Genomic DNA, 14,425 nt, shown 5'->3' on the forward strand with positions numbered 1-14,425 from the left:
GACTTTCCGATCTGGGTGCGCTACACCTTGACGCTCGGCCTGGTCGGCATCGCGTTCTTCGCCCGGGCGATGCTGGACGATCACCTGCGCTCCTACCCCGTTCTGCTGTTTATTCCGGCTATCTTCCTATCGTCGGTCCTCTTCAACCACGGCAACGGTATCCTGGCCACCGCGGCGGGGGCCGCGCTCGCCGCCGCTTTCTTCATCCCGGGGCCACCGTCCTCCGCTGCGATCCCACTCATCCTGTTCATCCTGACGGGCATCTGCATAGCCGCCGTCACCGAGCTCCTCAGGAGCACCTTGCATAAGCTCTCCGGGGCGAAACGGTATACCGAGGTACTGCTGCAGGAGCTCGCGCACAGAACGCGGAATGACCTCGCCACGATCGTCTCGGTTCTCCGGCTGCAGGCCCGCTCAGCGACCGATCCGGCGTACAAATGGCGATCGCATCTGCGGTGGGCCGGGTGGACGTGGTGGCGAAGGTCCACGACCGCTTGCGCGATACCGCCGACAGCAGCCGCATCGCACTCGCGCCCTACGTCGAAGCATTATGCGGGAGCCTGGCCCACTTCCATCGTGGCGTGCGCACGATTTCGATCGGCGTTCGGTGTGAGAACATCGAGGGGCGGAGCTCGCAGCCGGCGTCCATAGGGCTGATCGTGAACGAATTGGTGACGAACTGCTTCAAAAACGCCTTTCCGGAGGGTCGGCCGGGCACCGTCAAGGTCGACGTTCGCGCCAAGGAGGGGCGCGTGCTTGTGACGGTGCAGGACGATGGCGTCGGTTGTCCGGTGGAGGTCAAAAGCGGGCTTGGCGCTGCGCCGGTGGCTCCCACCATCACTCGGCAGCAGCCTCAGCCGCGGGCGATCCGACGCGCCCTCGCAGCGGCATCATCGCGGCCAACGCGCCGAAGCTGAGACTTGCAGTGACGACGCCCCAGCCCAAAGGTTCGATCAGCAGCCCGATCGCGAGCGGCGCCACCGCCTGCGCGATGCGCCCTGCTCTGCAACGCTTTGCGACCGGAGCCATCCTCGTCGTCCTAATCACGGTGCTCGGATCGATTCCGGTGCCCATCTCAATCCAGCGCCGCAGCGCCCGGGGATGGCGAAGTCATGGAGCGTGACCAGGTCGTGATCCGTTGGGGAAAGGTCTCGCCACATCTCCAGTTGACGTTATCATCAGTCAACGCTAATCATTAGCTATGACTAATTATGCCAAAGAGTCGAGCGGCAATGGCTAAAGACAGCGTGCAATTGGCCGCGCTGGGGGATTCCACGCGCAGACGGATCTTCGAGCTTGTGGGCGCGCGGCCTCGCACTGTCGTTGAACTCACTCGAGAGCTGACGGTCTCCCAGTCAGCAGTCTCCCAGCATCTGAAGGTGCTGCGCGAATCTCACTTGGTTCGTGCCGAGCCAAAGGGAGCCAGCAACATTTATCACATCGATCCAGCGGGGCTCGGCCAGATGCGCGCCTGGCTTGACCGGTTCTGGAGCAGCACATTGGCAGCCTACAAAGTGGCCGTCGAAAAATCAGTGGAGGACCAGTAATGAATAAACGTGTATCGGCCGCGCCCGTAAAACAATCCATCGTGGTCGAAGCGCCTATCGATCGCGCGTTCAAGGTCTTCACTGAAGACTTCGGGAGCTTTAAGCCTCGCGAGCACAATCTGCTTACCGTCCCCATCGCAGAGACTGTGTTCGAACCGCGGGTCGGGGGTCACGTTTTTGATCGAGGTGTCGATGGCAGCGAATGCCGCTGGGCGCGTGTGTTGGCTTTCGAGCCCCCGAATCGCGTCCTTCTGAGCTGGGACATCAGCCCACGCTGGCAAATCGAAACCGATCCCGACAAGACCAGTGAGTGGGAGGTGCGGTTCATCGCCGAGACGCCGAGCCGGACGCGATTGGAATTGGAGCACCGACACCTCCAACGTCATGGCGAAGGTTGGGAAGGCGTGCGCGATGGAGTTGAGGGCGATAAGGGCTGGCCGCTCTATCTGAAACGATTCGCCGAGCGCATCGCCCGTGCTGGCTGACGCTCGCAGCAGCTTCATGGTGATGGTGGAGGTCCACGTGGCAGCCTACTCGCTTAGTATTGTCGGAGTGCTTGTTCTTTGCCTCGCGTCAATTCTGCTGGCGATCTATTCGGGATCGTCCAAAGGCAGAGCGGGGGCACTCTCCGGACCTGTTTTTCCGGCGGATGACGATAATCTTTTGTACCGCATCGATCGCGTTCACATGAACACGGTGGAGGCACTGACGCCGTTCGTGGTTCCGGCTGTACTGGCTATGATGACGGGAGTTGGACCCGCCACGCTTGCAACCCTCGTCTGGATCTATCTCGCAATACGTCTGATCCATGTTGCCGTCTATTTGCGCGGCGGCAACGCCGCCAAAGGCGGCAGCATTAGAACCATTCTCTATGTTTCAGGCGCGCTCGTGACGATCGTTCTGATTGCCGTGACGGCGGCCGCAGCTATTCGCTACACGCCCTAGCCCTACCAAGCTTACGGTTTCGTCTGTCGACTGTGCTTGCGCATCAACTAGGACGCGGACTCATTAAGGCGCATCCATAGCCTGATTGACGCGAGTTGAACGAAGGCACGGTAGTTGGCAGCGAGCCTGTCGTAGCGCGTCGCCACCCGTCGGCATTGTTTGATCCTGTTGTGAATCGCTCGACTTGGTGCGAGCGCGGTAGAGATAGGGACTAAAGCAGATCGGATCGCTGCGATTGCTTTTCGGCGGGATGTTAGCCCACGCGTCTTCATGGCAAGCTCCCTGATCCAGTCTGCGTCTTAGCCACGGTCGCCAAGGAGCATTGACCCGGATTTCAGACGAGACAGCAGTTTTCCGGCAAGTCGAACATCATGGGCCTCACCGGGGCTCAGCGCCAGCCGTACCGGTAGACCATTGCTATCGACCACCGCATGGATTTTGCTCGTCAAACCACCACGTGACCTTCCCATCGATTAGCGCTGGTTTCGTGTGATGCAGGCTCCATGCTGATGGACACGGACAATGGAAGTGTCGATCATCTGGACAGCGACATCGTGGGCACCGGCAAACGCGTCTATGATGCGGCCCCAGATACCAGCCCGCCGCCAGCGGACGTCGGTCGTTTACCCGAGGAACGCCACGCGGCTTGTTCAGCAGCATCGGCTTTATGGCAAGCCATTCATAGTCGGCGAGTTCGTAGCGCATGATTCGACCCTCGGTTTGGGAGTTTGAATCACGGGGTCGGTCCAAGCGCAACGCGCTTCTGGCCCGGCCCGGTTCGACGCTCACGGGTAGCAGCGGCTTAATCTGCCGACAGACCCCGTTGAATCCGTCGAAAATGCCCATTGCCGACATGCCTCCCAGAACTCTGGGCGGTGAAATTGGCGAAGCCGGCTCGACCGTTTCGCAGAGCTAACGGCGCGGGGTGGTTGCATGGCTGAGTTCAGATTCAATCGCGGTTGCGTGCCTACGAAGGCGAGCTACAATCTCCTCGGTGCGTTCGGGCGAGCGCCGTCGCGCTGTTGGAGTTATGGCAAGAGCGCCCGGAGCTTCGCCACAAGAAGACCGGATCGCCACAGATATGGGGCTTGTGCCAGGAATGAGGGATCGTTCGCGCCCTGCAAAGCCCTTCGATCGGGCCACCGCAACCTCCTGCAAGATCGCTTCCGTCGATACGCCGTATCGAGAGAAGCGCGATCGGTTCTTGGCGAATACTTCGCGCGCCGCGTCGCTTTGCATGCTGGATAGGATCGCGATTCCGGCGTTGGAGAGGCCAAGGGGGCGGCGTTCACCGACATCCCAAGCGAGCGCCTGGATAGGGTAACTTCCCAGCTGCCTTGCGACGCAGACCGTCTCAAATCCTACACAGCGTGTGAAAAAGCCAGTGTCACCGAGTTCGCTGACGGCAGCCCGCAGATGAGGACTGACGATGTCCAATAGGGGATCGCGTATTCGCCTCGACAGCGCCAGCAATGGCATCTGCTCGCCAATCAGATACCGTTAAGAGCCTTGTCGCCTCTCAGCGATGCCTTCCGCAATCAGGACGCTCAGTATGCGATGTGTCGTTGGGCGAGTGAGTTCCGCGTGTTTAGAAATTTCGGTGAGTCCCAGGCCAGCCTCGCGGGCAGTCGCCAAGATCCGCAACACAGCCACTGCTCACTGAATACATTGCGTTCCGCCCGGCATATCGACGGATGCGGCGCCGGTGGTATCGCGAGGGCCACGAGCTGTCATGGGAGCCCCAATGTTTTAGGGCTTCACGGCGGCAATTGTGGCGCTGGTTAGCGCAGCGCAGCTGGATCAATACCTAACTCACGATCGGCACACCGACGCGGCTATGGCTGTCCTGCGGCAGATCAGGCACGCGTTTGGATTTTAGATAATTCTTTTGGCGCGGAGGAGCGTGATGGACATCTCATGGGCTGATCTCGATAGCGATGAACAGCGCACCATGCGATATTGGGAGCCGGACTTTCCATAACTGTGCGACCCCTCTGGCCCTCCTTACGTTAAGCGACTCGGTCTGATCATTGGGTCCCATTTGACGGCTACTGGACATGATCTGCGAAGGAATGCCGTTGTGAAGAGTGTTTACCGCTGGCTTTCGTCCCGCGTGAGTGCAGCAAGCCTATCCAATTGACTGGCTACCCCCGCGAAGCTCCTGGCAATGTTCTTCAAGATGAAGGCGCGATCGGGGGAGATGCCGGGTGCTCGAGAAAGAACTCTATATTCAATTGCGAGTTCTTCGCATGTTGCTGCGGTGATCATGTTGGCTTGTGCTCTCAGTTTGAATTTTGCTTGAGCCTTTTGAAGTAAGCGTAGAGGTATCCCCTAACAGGCTGTATCGCGACCAGCTCCCAGCCTGCTGCGCCCACCTTATTTAGAGCCGCCTGCACATGATCCACCTTTTGGGCCATGCTGTAGCTGTCGATGAATATTCCCACTGCAAGGCCGACTCCTTGCGAAGCTCACCGCCTAGCCCTCCAAGCCCAAAGCCGACGAAATTTCAAACTGAGACACTACCGGAATTCGAGATCCTCAACGCAAAGATTAGGTCAAGGTGGGGGCGAATAAGGTCCAGGGGCCGGCGGCCTACTTCGGCTTCTCGGCGTGGATGTGGAGGACGTAGAGGGTGTTCTGGAACTCGTCGACTACCTCCATCCGCCATCCATGGTCGGCGTTAGCTTTCCGTCGAGGCCTTGGAGTATCTGCCCGGCCGTCACCGTGGCTTCTTTCCAAGCGGCGTGCTTGTCGGGCAATTCCTCACCGTGGAGGTCTGGCGCTCGTGCGTAATGTGAAAGAAGTATCTCGGCATACCCAGTAATGTTGACGAACCGGGTCGCGTTCCCAGTCCGGGTAGTAAGGGCGGCCTCAATGCATCAGGACGTACAGGATGATGCTGGCGACGATGGCTAGCCAGATCAGCGACAAGCGAATGTAGAGGTTGTCGTGGGACATAGCGTCGTCCCGTACCACTTAAGCTACTTCGGCGGCTGCAAGCCCGGCGACCGTAGCCACTCGTTCATGTGAGAGCCGGTTTCGGCCTGTCGTGCCTTCCGTAGCAGCTCCTCGCGAGCCGCCCCAGGTGGAAGCAAATCGGCTTTATCACGTAGGCGGATCGCTTCTTCGGCAAGGCGGACCTCTAGGATGTCTGTTTGCTTGAACCGACGCCGCTCACTCATCGCGCACCTCCGAATACGGGTCCTAGTCCGTGGGGCTCAACGGGGCTGAATCTAAATATGCGGATGCGGGGCTGTCGGTTCCATAGTCGACACAATTCAAATCAGGCCACTGCGATTTTCAAACTAGGCCCCCGAGGTCGGAAACAGGCCAGCGCCACCCATTTTTACCGGCGGTCGACCGCAGGGAGATTTTCTTCAGACGCGCGAAACTAAGGGGGCTGGTCATGCGCCAGCGATAATGAAAAGGTTGTTTATTACGGGCGTTGAGCAGAACGCAACGACGAGCGCGATGCTGGAAGGGTCCTTAGCGTCTGTAATAGCGGTACGGCGGTTCGAAAACGAATGTCGAGCCGTAGCGATACGGCAGGGGATCATAGCCGATCAAATATGCTGCTCTTATCCGGTAGTGGTTATATCGGACGATTCGGACGGGCCTATATGAGCTGCACGCGCACCGCTGACGAGAGCTGAAATCGGACGCCTGACTGTGCTGCGTGTTCGTCTGATACGCGGAAGCTGCTTCTGGAAGGGTGCAGAAAGCGCAAAAAGCGAGAAGCGCCAGCAGCCGAGTCATATCGACAAATCCTAATGGCAACGGAGCACGCCGCGATAACAGCCGGGAAATACGTAAGTTCCACGGCGGCCAGCGCTGAGTCGCGCCCGCCGCGCGCGCCGTCGGACGAATTGCGAGGCTTAGCCCCTGCCACGGTGACCCCTTCCCGGCCGAGGGCAGCCCTAGTCGGCAGCGGGTTCCAAAAACTCGTTCACGAGGCGCAGAGTGATTTGCTTTGGTTCACGCTCTCCTTGCGAAGCGAGCCAGAGAACGCGCTCGGCAACCTCTACCGCAGAGCGGTGCCGCTGACGAGTGAACGACGGGCTGGAGAGAACTTCATCTAGAACGTCGCGGAGCATATGTATTGTTGATGGGTCGTATGCCATGCGCCAAATATCCTGCTTCCTTGAAACAAATTTCGCCGCGGCGAAGACGCGCAAAGGGAAGACAAGTGAAAAAAGCGTTGCCGGGCTCGAAATACGACGTCCCGGCAGCGCCTATTCTCTAACTGAGCGCTGAAATCCCAGTTGGTCTCAACTAGGCAATGGTCATGCCACAGGTTTGTGACAGTCCCGTCCTCGCCGCCCAATGAAGAGGCCCAGCCCAGGGGAAAAGCTGGGCACTCGTGGGCTTGTGGAGAAGAGGCCGCCCCTGGTGACGGCTGCTGACAGGAATCGGCTAACTTATCGATGGCGACGGAATCCGGGAGGGCTGGACAGTCGCTACCAAGGCAGTGCGGCATAGATCCCGCGCGGCCTTGGCTCATTGAGGGCCGCTCAAAAGCCGAACGTAGGTCCCGGACTCGTGCAACTCGAGCCAGGCGCGCTCGACGGCATGGCTGATGCCGGCGCCGAATTCCGGCCCAGTGGCCTTGAGCGTGTACAGGAACGGCGCGTTGATCTTTTCGATATAGATGCGGCCGTCCTGCACCGCGTCGATGCTCTTTGCGATCTCGACCAGCTTGCGCGCCGCGGCTTCTGGGTCGGCGAAGGGACGTTCGACGGTGAGCTTCATGAACAAACCCTAGCGCGATTCGGGCTTGGGAAGATGCTTACTACCGGACGCCATCACCGGAGCCATCGCGATCACCGGAGCCATCGCGGGATGCGTCCTGTTCCTCGCCTTTATCCAGTGATCGAAGCGGCGTTCCAGAATTAACGTGCAGCGCGGACATCAAGCTTAACGGGGGAGTTAAGTTGTCCGCGATAGAGAGGCTTCTATTGTGCTCACAACAGTGGCCATCTCTTTAGCGCGTTGCCGGGTGGCCAGGGATTGCCGCAGCATAACTGTGGCGAGCCAGCCCAGCTTAGACCTCGCCGAGTACCCATCCGATGTGGCGACATTTTCCTTACCGTACCAATGGGCGCGGCCAAATCATTCTGGCTGGGCTCACTCCAGACGAGACTTTCGACTTTGAGTGGTTAGCCAATCAGATTCACAGAACTCCTGCTGACGAAACACGCTTTCGCTCATTGGCTATGAGGTGCGGTGTGGCGACCCTTCTCTCCGAGAAGTAATCTTAGGAGACCGATGTCTCTTGCCAGATTTCATACTGGGCTTTCAGAGCAAGGCCGATAGAAGGATTATCCTAGAACGCGCAACTGCGGATTCCGCAGCCGAGGCGGTGCGTCGCTTGAAAGCGAAATACCCGGCGCCTGTGTTCAGCTTCGTGTTCATCACCCCGGCCCCCGGCGACAAGCCACCGTCGAAGGATGGTCGCTGACTGCACTGTCCTAAATTGCTCCCGCGAGCGTCCAAATAGGGACAGCACCAGAACAGGGGGGCCTTTGAGGTAGACCGGGGCCGCTCCCGCCCAATCTCTGAAGCCATTCCGCTCCAGACGCTAATCGACGGTAATGCGTCCCGGTGTGAACAAACCAAACGGCTGCAAAACCTTTGGTTCCAAGCAGCCATGATAGTGGTCCGCGATAAGTTATCGGCATGACTTATCATCCGAGCCATTGCGGCCTACGAGCATCCGATAGCCGTGGTGTTTCACACCTCGTGGATGATCCAAGTCTCTCCCCTGTTGGGACCTGTTGTTTGCCGGCCGCCAACGCTCGGGAAGGCATTACGCATGGCTACAAAATAGAAGCGGAAAAGCGAACCGTTGTATCGATTGCTGGTCCTGCCGTGCGCTGCACCCGGCGGCCCGGGCCAGCTAGGAACCAACCACGGCAGGCGCGATTGTTGTGTCAGGAACTCTGACCAGTCTAACGGAATAGTGAAGTCGCGAGCATTGAGGGCGGCCACAATCAGAGGTATTTCTGAAGAATATTGCTACTCAAGCTGCCCTTTTTCAAGACGATCGTTCTCTTTTGCGAGGCAAATCATGGATTTGAAAACAGCCAGGATTGCAGTCGGCATTCGATTCAAGATCAGCAAGCTCGGAAAAATTCGTTGCCCAGAACTGGCTGGTAAGGTCGGCGTCGTTGTCGACGTAAGCCCCCGCACCACCGGCGTCACCGTTCTGTTCGATGGTGCCCAGCGACCAACGGTTGTGCACAGGGATTACATTAGCCCGGAGATCTGATCAGGCGTTACCCCTAACGAGATACCCGTCAAAAGGTTAGGTGGGCGAAGATCATAATCTGCTCTGTGTACAGTCGCAATTTTGCGACTTCGCAACACTTTCCCTCCAGTTTCCCTGCTCCAACCGGGTTATAATTTCCACCACGGTCACCATGGAGGGGGAAAGGGCCATGGAAATTTTTCGCGCGGAGAAGATCTGCGTTGTCGAGGACAACTCCACAAGAACCTGCCGTGTCTGCGGCAAGAAAATGAAGCTTGTCCGGGCAGTGGTGGACGCCGAGAGCGGCGGCATCACGCATATGTTCGAATGCGCGTGCGGAAAGCGCCTCTGGGACGACTGAGGCGCACCGTGGGTTTGGCGATGGGTCTGCGGAGAAGATGCTGTCCTTGGCGGGCGTCTGAGAGGAACTCCATCACCCGAGGCTGGAACGCCGCCGTCCGTGATAGATTTAAGCGGGCAGCGTTTTTGCGTCTGTCTAACTAACTAAGGCTCGCTACTTGGCTCCGGTTCGGATCTCGGAGCTCTGATCAACCAGTGAGGCAGCCGCAATTCGGAGAGCATGTCGAGCACATGGCTCATTTGCCCTTCGCCTTCAGCCAGTGCCGGCGGATGGCCACCTAGATCGCGCCCATCTTCACACAAATCGCGTAGGCAATCACAAATCCCGGCAGAAAAACCACACGACGCCGTTGGGTTCGCCATGCGATGCAAACTCCCGGTTTGCGTCCGTCTCACGGCCATGGGGCACGTCTGAAGAGTAGATCTGACTGGGGCGCCTGCGTCTGGCTGCCATCTTTAGAAGCTGCTTGACGGCGGTTTCCTGCTCGATTGTCGTGGCGTCATCTCGATCGGGCATCCGCGCTCTACCTCCTCGCCTTCCAGCCGAGTTTCGTCCAGGCTATGCCGCGCTCGGCCCGCTCTGACATCCGCAACAATTGCTGTTTATTGTCGCCATGGCGGGCGAGGCAAAAACGCCAAAATCGCTTGGGCGAGGACAACTCCAATCATACCTCCCGCTATTTTCTGAAACAGGTCAAAAATACCGGCTCGCGGCCGGCTGTCAATTCTAGCAAAAGCTCAAGCAGGATCGGCACGCTCGCTGTGAGAGCGCAAGAGAAGTGGAAAAGCCCTGGTAATACAAAGGAGAGCGAAATTCCCAGAATCCCATAAGCGCTCAAGCGCTCGATGACGACCACCCAATCGGCTTCAGCATGTCCCAATGGTGCAGCCCGGCCCGTCAGTCTGATCAGCGTGGCGTACGCGATCAACGTGAGGCACATTCCCGTCGCAGCCTTGAGACGGTTTTGGGGCATTGCTGGAGCATAGAACATCGCCCATCTGGAAGCTCGAAAAGCCGACGCCATAGTTAAAAAGGAGACTGTGAAATACTGGCTTTGGCGCAAAAGCTTGAGGGCCGTTTCTTTGGGGCTAAGTTGGCAATAACCCCTCGAAGGCCTAAAATCCTAAGTTCCCTCGTCTTGTGAGTCGGGGAGCTAAGCCGTGGGTATTTTCTTACTGTCTTTAGCGGCGTGCATTGTTGGGGTTCTGCTCTTCATTGCATTCTGCCGATAGGTCCGACAACGGACGCAACAGTTGCTTTGAATCCTCAGCTGAAGGCCGAAATTAAGAGTTTCGGCTGGTTGTTTTTGACTGTGCACAGCTGAGCGCGTTCACCTTCCCAGGACAGAGGTGAACGTGATCACGTGGCTGCTTGTAGTGCTCATCGCAGTCAGCGTAGCGATCTTGATCGCGCACGCGATCGACGCTCTGCGCTCGTGAAACAGCTGCTTGACGGAGGTTTCGTGCTCGACTCTGAATCGGTAGCCATCAGCGTTGGTCTTCAATCCAAGCCTGCAGGCCGCGTTGGATCAGCCGGCGCATGGCATCGGAGCGGCTGGTCTGTTCGGCTGCCGGCTAGGAAACGACCGCCTCGATCATCTCCTTGGGAAGCCGGATATGCACGCGGACTTGAGCAACTCCCAATCGCTGCCAAGGACACTGCCTGATTTAGCTGGCTTTCTGTAGGAGCTTCATCTGCCGTTCCATTTGCAACGCAAGCTGCTTGCGTTCGAACTTGAGCGCGGCCTGTTGCTCCACAGTAGCGAACGTGATCCTTCGCCGACCCGTCTGGCGGTATTGAAGTACACGAAGACGGTCATTGATCCCTCTTCCGCAGGCCCCAGTGCGGTTCTTTTCCCTTCGGATTGAACTCCGGGACAAAGTGTCGGTTCAGTGCCCGCATCGCGCTTTTGTTCGACCAAGAATTCGCGCCATCTCTTGTTCTGGCCTTCAACCTGCGGCGTTCGGCCTCAGTCAGCCCCGCGGTCAACATTGTTCTGCCTCGTCGGCTGGGTTAAACACGCAGGAACAGTTCAGGGACGAGACTCTAAAGAACGACGATGTGACGTGCGGGCTGGATGATCCATCCCTGCGAAGGTTCTCAGGCTGCAAACACTATCTGCGTCCCGATGAATGTTATCTTGTCGTAGCGCAGCTGCGCGGTTCGCTCTCACGCCGGTGACGTTTGCGTTTGATACGGAGCACCCAAATGGATTCCACGCTGGACGACAAACTCTCGGAAGGGAGGTTTGCGAGCTTGGAGGAGCAGCTTTCAAACCTAGCGCGCGAAGCGGGGGTCAGTCCTTCGGCCCCCCCGACCAGCATGAGGACCTTTAGCCCTCCGCCAACGATTCAGGAATTGGCCGATTGGCGCTACCTGGCTTTCGTCGGTTCTCTGTTGGCTGTATCCATCGGTGCTGCTGCCTGGTGGTGGTCGTCCTCCGTTCATACGGAAACCATGGCCCCCTCAGACCCAGCACCTCTGACACAGGACGCGCCGACTGCGGTCGCCCTGGCGTCCGACTTGGCGCAGCAGCTCCAACCGATGGAGCAAGATCTTGCCGCCTTGAGGCAAGCGGTCGCACAGCTCGAGATGAGGCAAGCACAATTGCTCCGCGAAAATGAAGATGTCGCGAGCCAACTCAAGGCGAGCCAGGCAGAAATCGCACGCAACAACATTATCATCGAGCAGATCAAGGCGACCCAAACACAGGTAGAGCGCAAAAGCGAAACGGTTACCGAGCGGCTCAACGAAAGTCAGAGAGAACTGGCCCGCGTCATCGCCACCAGTTCGGAGCCAAAGGTGAGCCCTGAAGAGCCAAAGGGCAGTCCCGAGGAGCCAAAGGCAATGCCCGAAATACCAGTGCCGCGTCCGCGACCGACCAATGTCGCCCAGACACACAAGCCAGTGCCAACGGCGGAGCGGCCGCAGGCCAGCAAACCGCAACCATTGGCATGGCCATGGTCACCTCGCTAAAATGCCGTGGCGTACCTGTTAGCGAAGCCGGAGTGCTCGAATAGAAGCCGAAAGAGCGATGTCATTCGGCCTGCAATATTGACACCCTAAGCCGGGGGATCGGCGTCCAAAATTGGCTCTGACGCAAGTTTGGTGCAGCGCCGACTATTCTGCGCCGATCAACCTGGCTTGAAGCAGATCGATTTTCCCACGACCGTACATTTGACGTCGAACGAGCTTGAGGCGCGTAATCTGACCTTCGGTCTGTCCGTTCGACCATGGTGAAGCGATTGCCGCCCGTACCGCAGCCTCATCCTTCGCCACGCCGCTGGCGAACGAGGCGACGAGGCTGGCGCGAGCGCGGTCGATCCATGGGATGAAGCCCGCCTCGGTCTTGCGCCGGATCATCAGGTGGAATTCGGCGATGATCTCGCGTGCCTCGACCAGCGTTGGCACGCCAGCTTCGATCGCCACGACCGTGACGGTCTCCGCTTTCGTGAGCAGGTCCCGCCCGATGGTCATGAGGCGAGCGATTGTTCTGGCTGAGGGAATCCGCTGGAGGTTCTGTGCATCGGCCTTTTCGGCCTGTCGTCTGCGGGTCGCCCACTCGCTGACGACGCGGAGCGCGCCGCGGAAGCCACGCGCTGCTAGGCGGCGCCAGAGTTCAGCCCCGTTTCGACAGCCGGACGCCCACTGATCGTCGAGCCATGGCAGGTGCAGGTCCAACGAACTTTGCCGGGTCCGGAAGACATCGGTGCGTTCGCCGCGGATCACCTGCCGTACCAGCTTCCGGCTATGGCCAGTCTGACGCACGATCTGCTTGATGGGTATGCCGTTCTTCGACAGAGCCAGGATGGCCCCATTGGTCTCCTCGCGGCGCACGTAGCCCTCATACTGGAGGCGCTCGGCTGCTGTCAGCAGCTGGGGATCGATCGTGGTCGCACCGATGACGGTGCGAATTTGGCGCATCGATTTGCGGACGGCGTCAAGGAAGGCCCGACTGGCGTTCTCCATCAGATGCCAGCGGTCCGCGACCTGCACCGCGTGCGGCAGGGCCTTTGCTGCCGCTTCGCCATATCCGCCGCCACGATCGCGGGCGACGATCGCGATCGTGGGATGCGCAGCGAGCCAAGCTTGGGCGGTCGCGGGCTCACGATCCGGCAGCAGGGTGACTACCTGGCGCCTTTCCAGGTTGCAGATGATGCTGGCGTATCGGTGATTGCGACGCCAGGCCCAATCATCGATGCCGATAACCTTGAGCGGGTCAGCCGGCGGACGGTGACGGCGTCGGATCACGCGCAGAAGCGTGTCCTTGCTCACCGGCAACATCAGCCGTTTTGCGAAGCCCGCCGCCGGTCGACCGCCAAGCGCCAGGCCAAGGTGATGGACAATAGAGTCCAGCCTCGCCGTGCGTCGCGCTGATGGAGCCAACATCCCATCGGCAAAACGCTCAGTGAAGATCTGGCGTCCGCACAGGACGGCGTCGCAGCGGAAGCGACGGGCGACCACCAGGAGATCTACGACCCGCCCGGACAGCGGCAGATCGGTCACGCGTCGCTGATACCGGCTATGGACACGCCGCGAAACCGTCCCGCACGATGGACACAAGCCGTCACTTCCGGATGCCCGGACCGTGATGACGGCCTTATCACCCTCGTAGCACGCACTCTCTACAACAAACCCACGCGGCACCAGACTGGAGCGGTGGAGTGCTTGCTGCATGGCGCTGATTCTCCTCCAATCAAAACGCCAGACATCCCTCGAACTGCATCAAAAGTGAGTCAGAGCCAAATTTGCAAGCCGATTGACAGTCGAGCAACAGATTGTGGACCTTGACCGCAAGGTGCTGCGGCTGGCTCTCAATAATGCTCAGGTGCGACGGTTCATGACGGCTCCTGGCATCGGCCCGGTCACGGCCCTTTGCTTCCTTGCGACGATCGATGACCCCGCTCGCTTCAAGAGATCACGAAACGTCGGAGCCTACGCAGGGCTAACGACCCGCCGATACGAAGCGGGCTACGCAAAGCCAAGGTTGCGGTTGCCCGAAAACTTGCTGTCGTTCTGCATCGGATGTGGATCGATGGTACCGAATTTAAATGGTCATCAAAGGATGCTGCTGATCAGCCTGCATAAAGCATAACGAGTTCCCGCCGAACAGCGGGAGCGAACGTCCCTGCCGGGACGCTGGCGTTGGTGAGATCGCCCCTGGCTTTGCGGTGCTCGAAAGGGCAAAGCGCGCTTCACACATTGATCCGCTAACGTCATCTTACGCCATCATGCGGAGGGCACGCCCCTACCGCGGAGAGAACCATGGACCCGGCAAGGATGTTCGAGGAGAGCTTGACCTCACGCCCGGAATTAGAGAACAGC

The 14,425-nt window shown here is 58.9% G+C and carries 15 protein-coding genes and 4 pseudogenes; 11 read left to right on the plus strand and 8 right to left on the minus strand.

Going from position 1 to position 14,425, the window contains the following annotated elements; all coding sequences use genetic code 11:
• Nucleotides 1-69: 69 nt before the first annotated feature.
• Both I3J27_RS39225 and I3J27_RS39230 read left to right on the plus strand, forming a co-directional pair.
• A pseudogene (locus I3J27_RS39225) lies at nucleotides 70-509 on the plus strand (histidine kinase dimerization/phosphoacceptor domain -containing protein); the annotation flags it as partial.
• Nucleotides 510-671: 162 nt separating this feature from the next.
• The gene (locus I3J27_RS39230; RefSeq protein ID WP_370691989.1) at nucleotides 672-917 is read left to right on the plus strand and encodes a hypothetical protein; all 246 of its coding nucleotides are present in this window, start codon (nucleotides 672-674) and stop codon (nucleotides 915-917) included.
• On the opposite strand, the gene I3J27_RS30245 is transcribed toward I3J27_RS39230, so the two are convergent.
• Nucleotides 838-1,029 carry a hypothetical protein gene (locus I3J27_RS30245; RefSeq protein WP_270173037.1) on the minus strand — a complete coding sequence of 64 codons (192 nt, stop codon included), beginning with the start codon at nucleotides 1,027-1,029 and terminating at the stop codon, nucleotides 838-840. The two genes, I3J27_RS39230 and I3J27_RS30245, sit on opposite strands and share 80 nt — an antisense overlap.
• A gap of 203 nt (nucleotides 1,030-1,232) precedes the next feature.
• On the opposite strand from I3J27_RS30245, the gene I3J27_RS30250 reads away from it, so the two are divergent.
• The 3 genes from I3J27_RS30250 to I3J27_RS30260 are packed head-to-tail and all read left to right on the plus strand — an operon-like array spanning nucleotide 1,233 to nucleotide 2,492.
• The gene (locus tag I3J27_RS30250; protein WP_270162526.1) at nucleotides 1,233-1,547 is read left to right on the plus strand and encodes an ArsR/SmtB family transcription factor; all 315 of its coding nucleotides are present in this window, start codon (nucleotides 1,233-1,235) and stop codon (nucleotides 1,545-1,547) included.
• The gene (locus tag I3J27_RS30255; protein WP_270162527.1) at nucleotides 1,547-2,032 is read left to right on the plus strand and encodes an SRPBCC family protein; all 486 of its coding nucleotides are present in this window, start codon (nucleotides 1,547-1,549) and stop codon (nucleotides 2,030-2,032) included. Before I3J27_RS30250 ends, I3J27_RS30255 begins: the two co-directional genes overlap by 1 nt.
• A 37-nt stretch (nucleotides 2,033-2,069) precedes the next feature.
• Nucleotides 2,070-2,492: an MAPEG family protein gene (locus I3J27_RS30260; RefSeq protein WP_270162528.1), complete on the plus strand. Its 423-nt coding sequence runs from the start codon at nucleotides 2,070-2,072 to the stop codon at nucleotides 2,490-2,492.
• Nucleotides 2,493-2,539: 47 nt separating this feature from the next.
• Here I3J27_RS30260 and I3J27_RS30265 read toward each other — a convergent pair.
• The 5 genes and pseudogenes from I3J27_RS30265 to I3J27_RS30275 all read right to left on the minus strand — a co-directional run bounded on the left by I3J27_RS30265 (nucleotide 2,540) and on the right by I3J27_RS30275 (nucleotide 7,241).
• Nucleotides 2,540-3,197: pseudogene (locus I3J27_RS30265) on the minus strand (IS5 family transposase).
• A 207-nt stretch (nucleotides 3,198-3,404) separates the two neighbouring features.
• Nucleotides 3,405-3,971: an IclR family transcriptional regulator domain-containing protein gene (locus tag I3J27_RS39235; protein WP_370691880.1), complete on the minus strand. Its 567-nt coding sequence runs from the start codon at nucleotides 3,969-3,971 to the stop codon at nucleotides 3,405-3,407.
• 21 nt (nucleotides 3,972-3,992) lie between these two features.
• Nucleotides 3,993-4,145, minus strand: coding sequence for a helix-turn-helix domain-containing protein (locus I3J27_RS39240; RefSeq protein ID WP_370691881.1), 153 nt, complete (start codon nucleotides 4,143-4,145; stop codon nucleotides 3,993-3,995).
• Nucleotides 4,146-5,143: 998 nt separating this feature from the next.
• Nucleotides 5,144-5,251, minus strand: coding sequence for a hypothetical protein (locus tag I3J27_RS39330; protein WP_441465704.1), 108 nt, complete (start codon nucleotides 5,249-5,251; stop codon nucleotides 5,144-5,146).
• Between the two features lie 1,738 nt (nucleotides 5,252-6,989).
• Nucleotides 6,990-7,241 carry a hypothetical protein gene (locus I3J27_RS30275; RefSeq protein ID WP_270162530.1) on the minus strand — a complete coding sequence of 84 codons (252 nt, stop codon included), beginning with the start codon at nucleotides 7,239-7,241 and terminating at the stop codon, nucleotides 6,990-6,992.
• A 523-nt stretch (nucleotides 7,242-7,764) separates the two neighbouring features.
• On the opposite strand from I3J27_RS30275, the gene I3J27_RS30280 reads away from it, so the two are divergent.
• The 3 genes from I3J27_RS30280 to I3J27_RS30290 all read left to right on the plus strand — a co-directional run bounded on the left by I3J27_RS30280 (nucleotide 7,765) and on the right by I3J27_RS30290 (nucleotide 9,100).
• Nucleotides 7,765-7,950 carry a hypothetical protein gene (locus I3J27_RS30280; RefSeq protein ID WP_270162531.1) on the plus strand — a complete coding sequence of 62 codons (186 nt, stop codon included), beginning with the start codon at nucleotides 7,765-7,767 and terminating at the stop codon, nucleotides 7,948-7,950.
• 609 nt (nucleotides 7,951-8,559) lie between these two features.
• A complete protein-coding gene (locus I3J27_RS30285) occupies nucleotides 8,560-8,760 on the plus strand; it encodes a hypothetical protein (protein WP_270162532.1) in 201 nt (66 codons plus the stop codon).
• Nucleotides 8,761-8,929: 169 nt separating this feature from the next.
• On the plus strand, nucleotides 8,930-9,100 hold the full coding sequence (locus I3J27_RS30290; RefSeq protein ID WP_270162533.1) for a hypothetical protein: 171 nt from the start codon (nucleotides 8,930-8,932) through the stop codon (nucleotides 9,098-9,100).
• A 676-nt stretch (nucleotides 9,101-9,776) separates the two neighbouring features.
• Here the strand turns inward: I3J27_RS30290 and I3J27_RS30295 are convergent.
• Complete coding sequence (locus tag I3J27_RS30295) at nucleotides 9,777-10,091, minus strand: VanZ family protein (RefSeq protein ID WP_270162534.1); 315 nt, start codon at nucleotides 10,089-10,091, stop codon at nucleotides 9,777-9,779.
• Nucleotides 10,092-11,308: 1,217 nt separating this feature from the next.
• Here I3J27_RS30295 and I3J27_RS30300 point away from each other — a divergent pair.
• Entirely contained in the window at nucleotides 11,309-12,076 is a 768-nt protein-coding gene (locus I3J27_RS30300; RefSeq protein WP_270162535.1) for a hypothetical protein, read from the plus strand.
• A gap of 144 nt (nucleotides 12,077-12,220) precedes the next feature.
• On the opposite strand, the gene I3J27_RS30305 is transcribed toward I3J27_RS30300, so the two are convergent.
• On the minus strand, nucleotides 12,221-13,777 hold the full coding sequence (locus tag I3J27_RS30305) for an ISL3 family transposase (protein WP_270162536.1): 1,557 nt from the start codon (nucleotides 13,775-13,777) through the stop codon (nucleotides 12,221-12,223).
• A 163-nt stretch (nucleotides 13,778-13,940) separates the two neighbouring features.
• Here I3J27_RS30305 and I3J27_RS39335 point away from each other — a divergent pair.
• A pseudogene (locus I3J27_RS39335) lies at nucleotides 13,941-14,027 on the plus strand (transposase); the annotation flags it as partial.
• A gap of 35 nt (nucleotides 14,028-14,062) precedes the next feature.
• Nucleotides 14,063-14,188 (plus strand): annotated as a pseudogene (locus tag I3J27_RS39340) (IS110 family RNA-guided transposase); the annotation flags it as partial.
• Between the last annotated feature and the right edge of the window lie 237 nt (nucleotides 14,189-14,425).

This window comes from Bradyrhizobium xenonodulans (genome assembly GCF_027594865.1).
Lineage (GTDB): Bacteria > Pseudomonadota > Alphaproteobacteria > Rhizobiales > Xanthobacteraceae > Bradyrhizobium > Bradyrhizobium xenonodulans.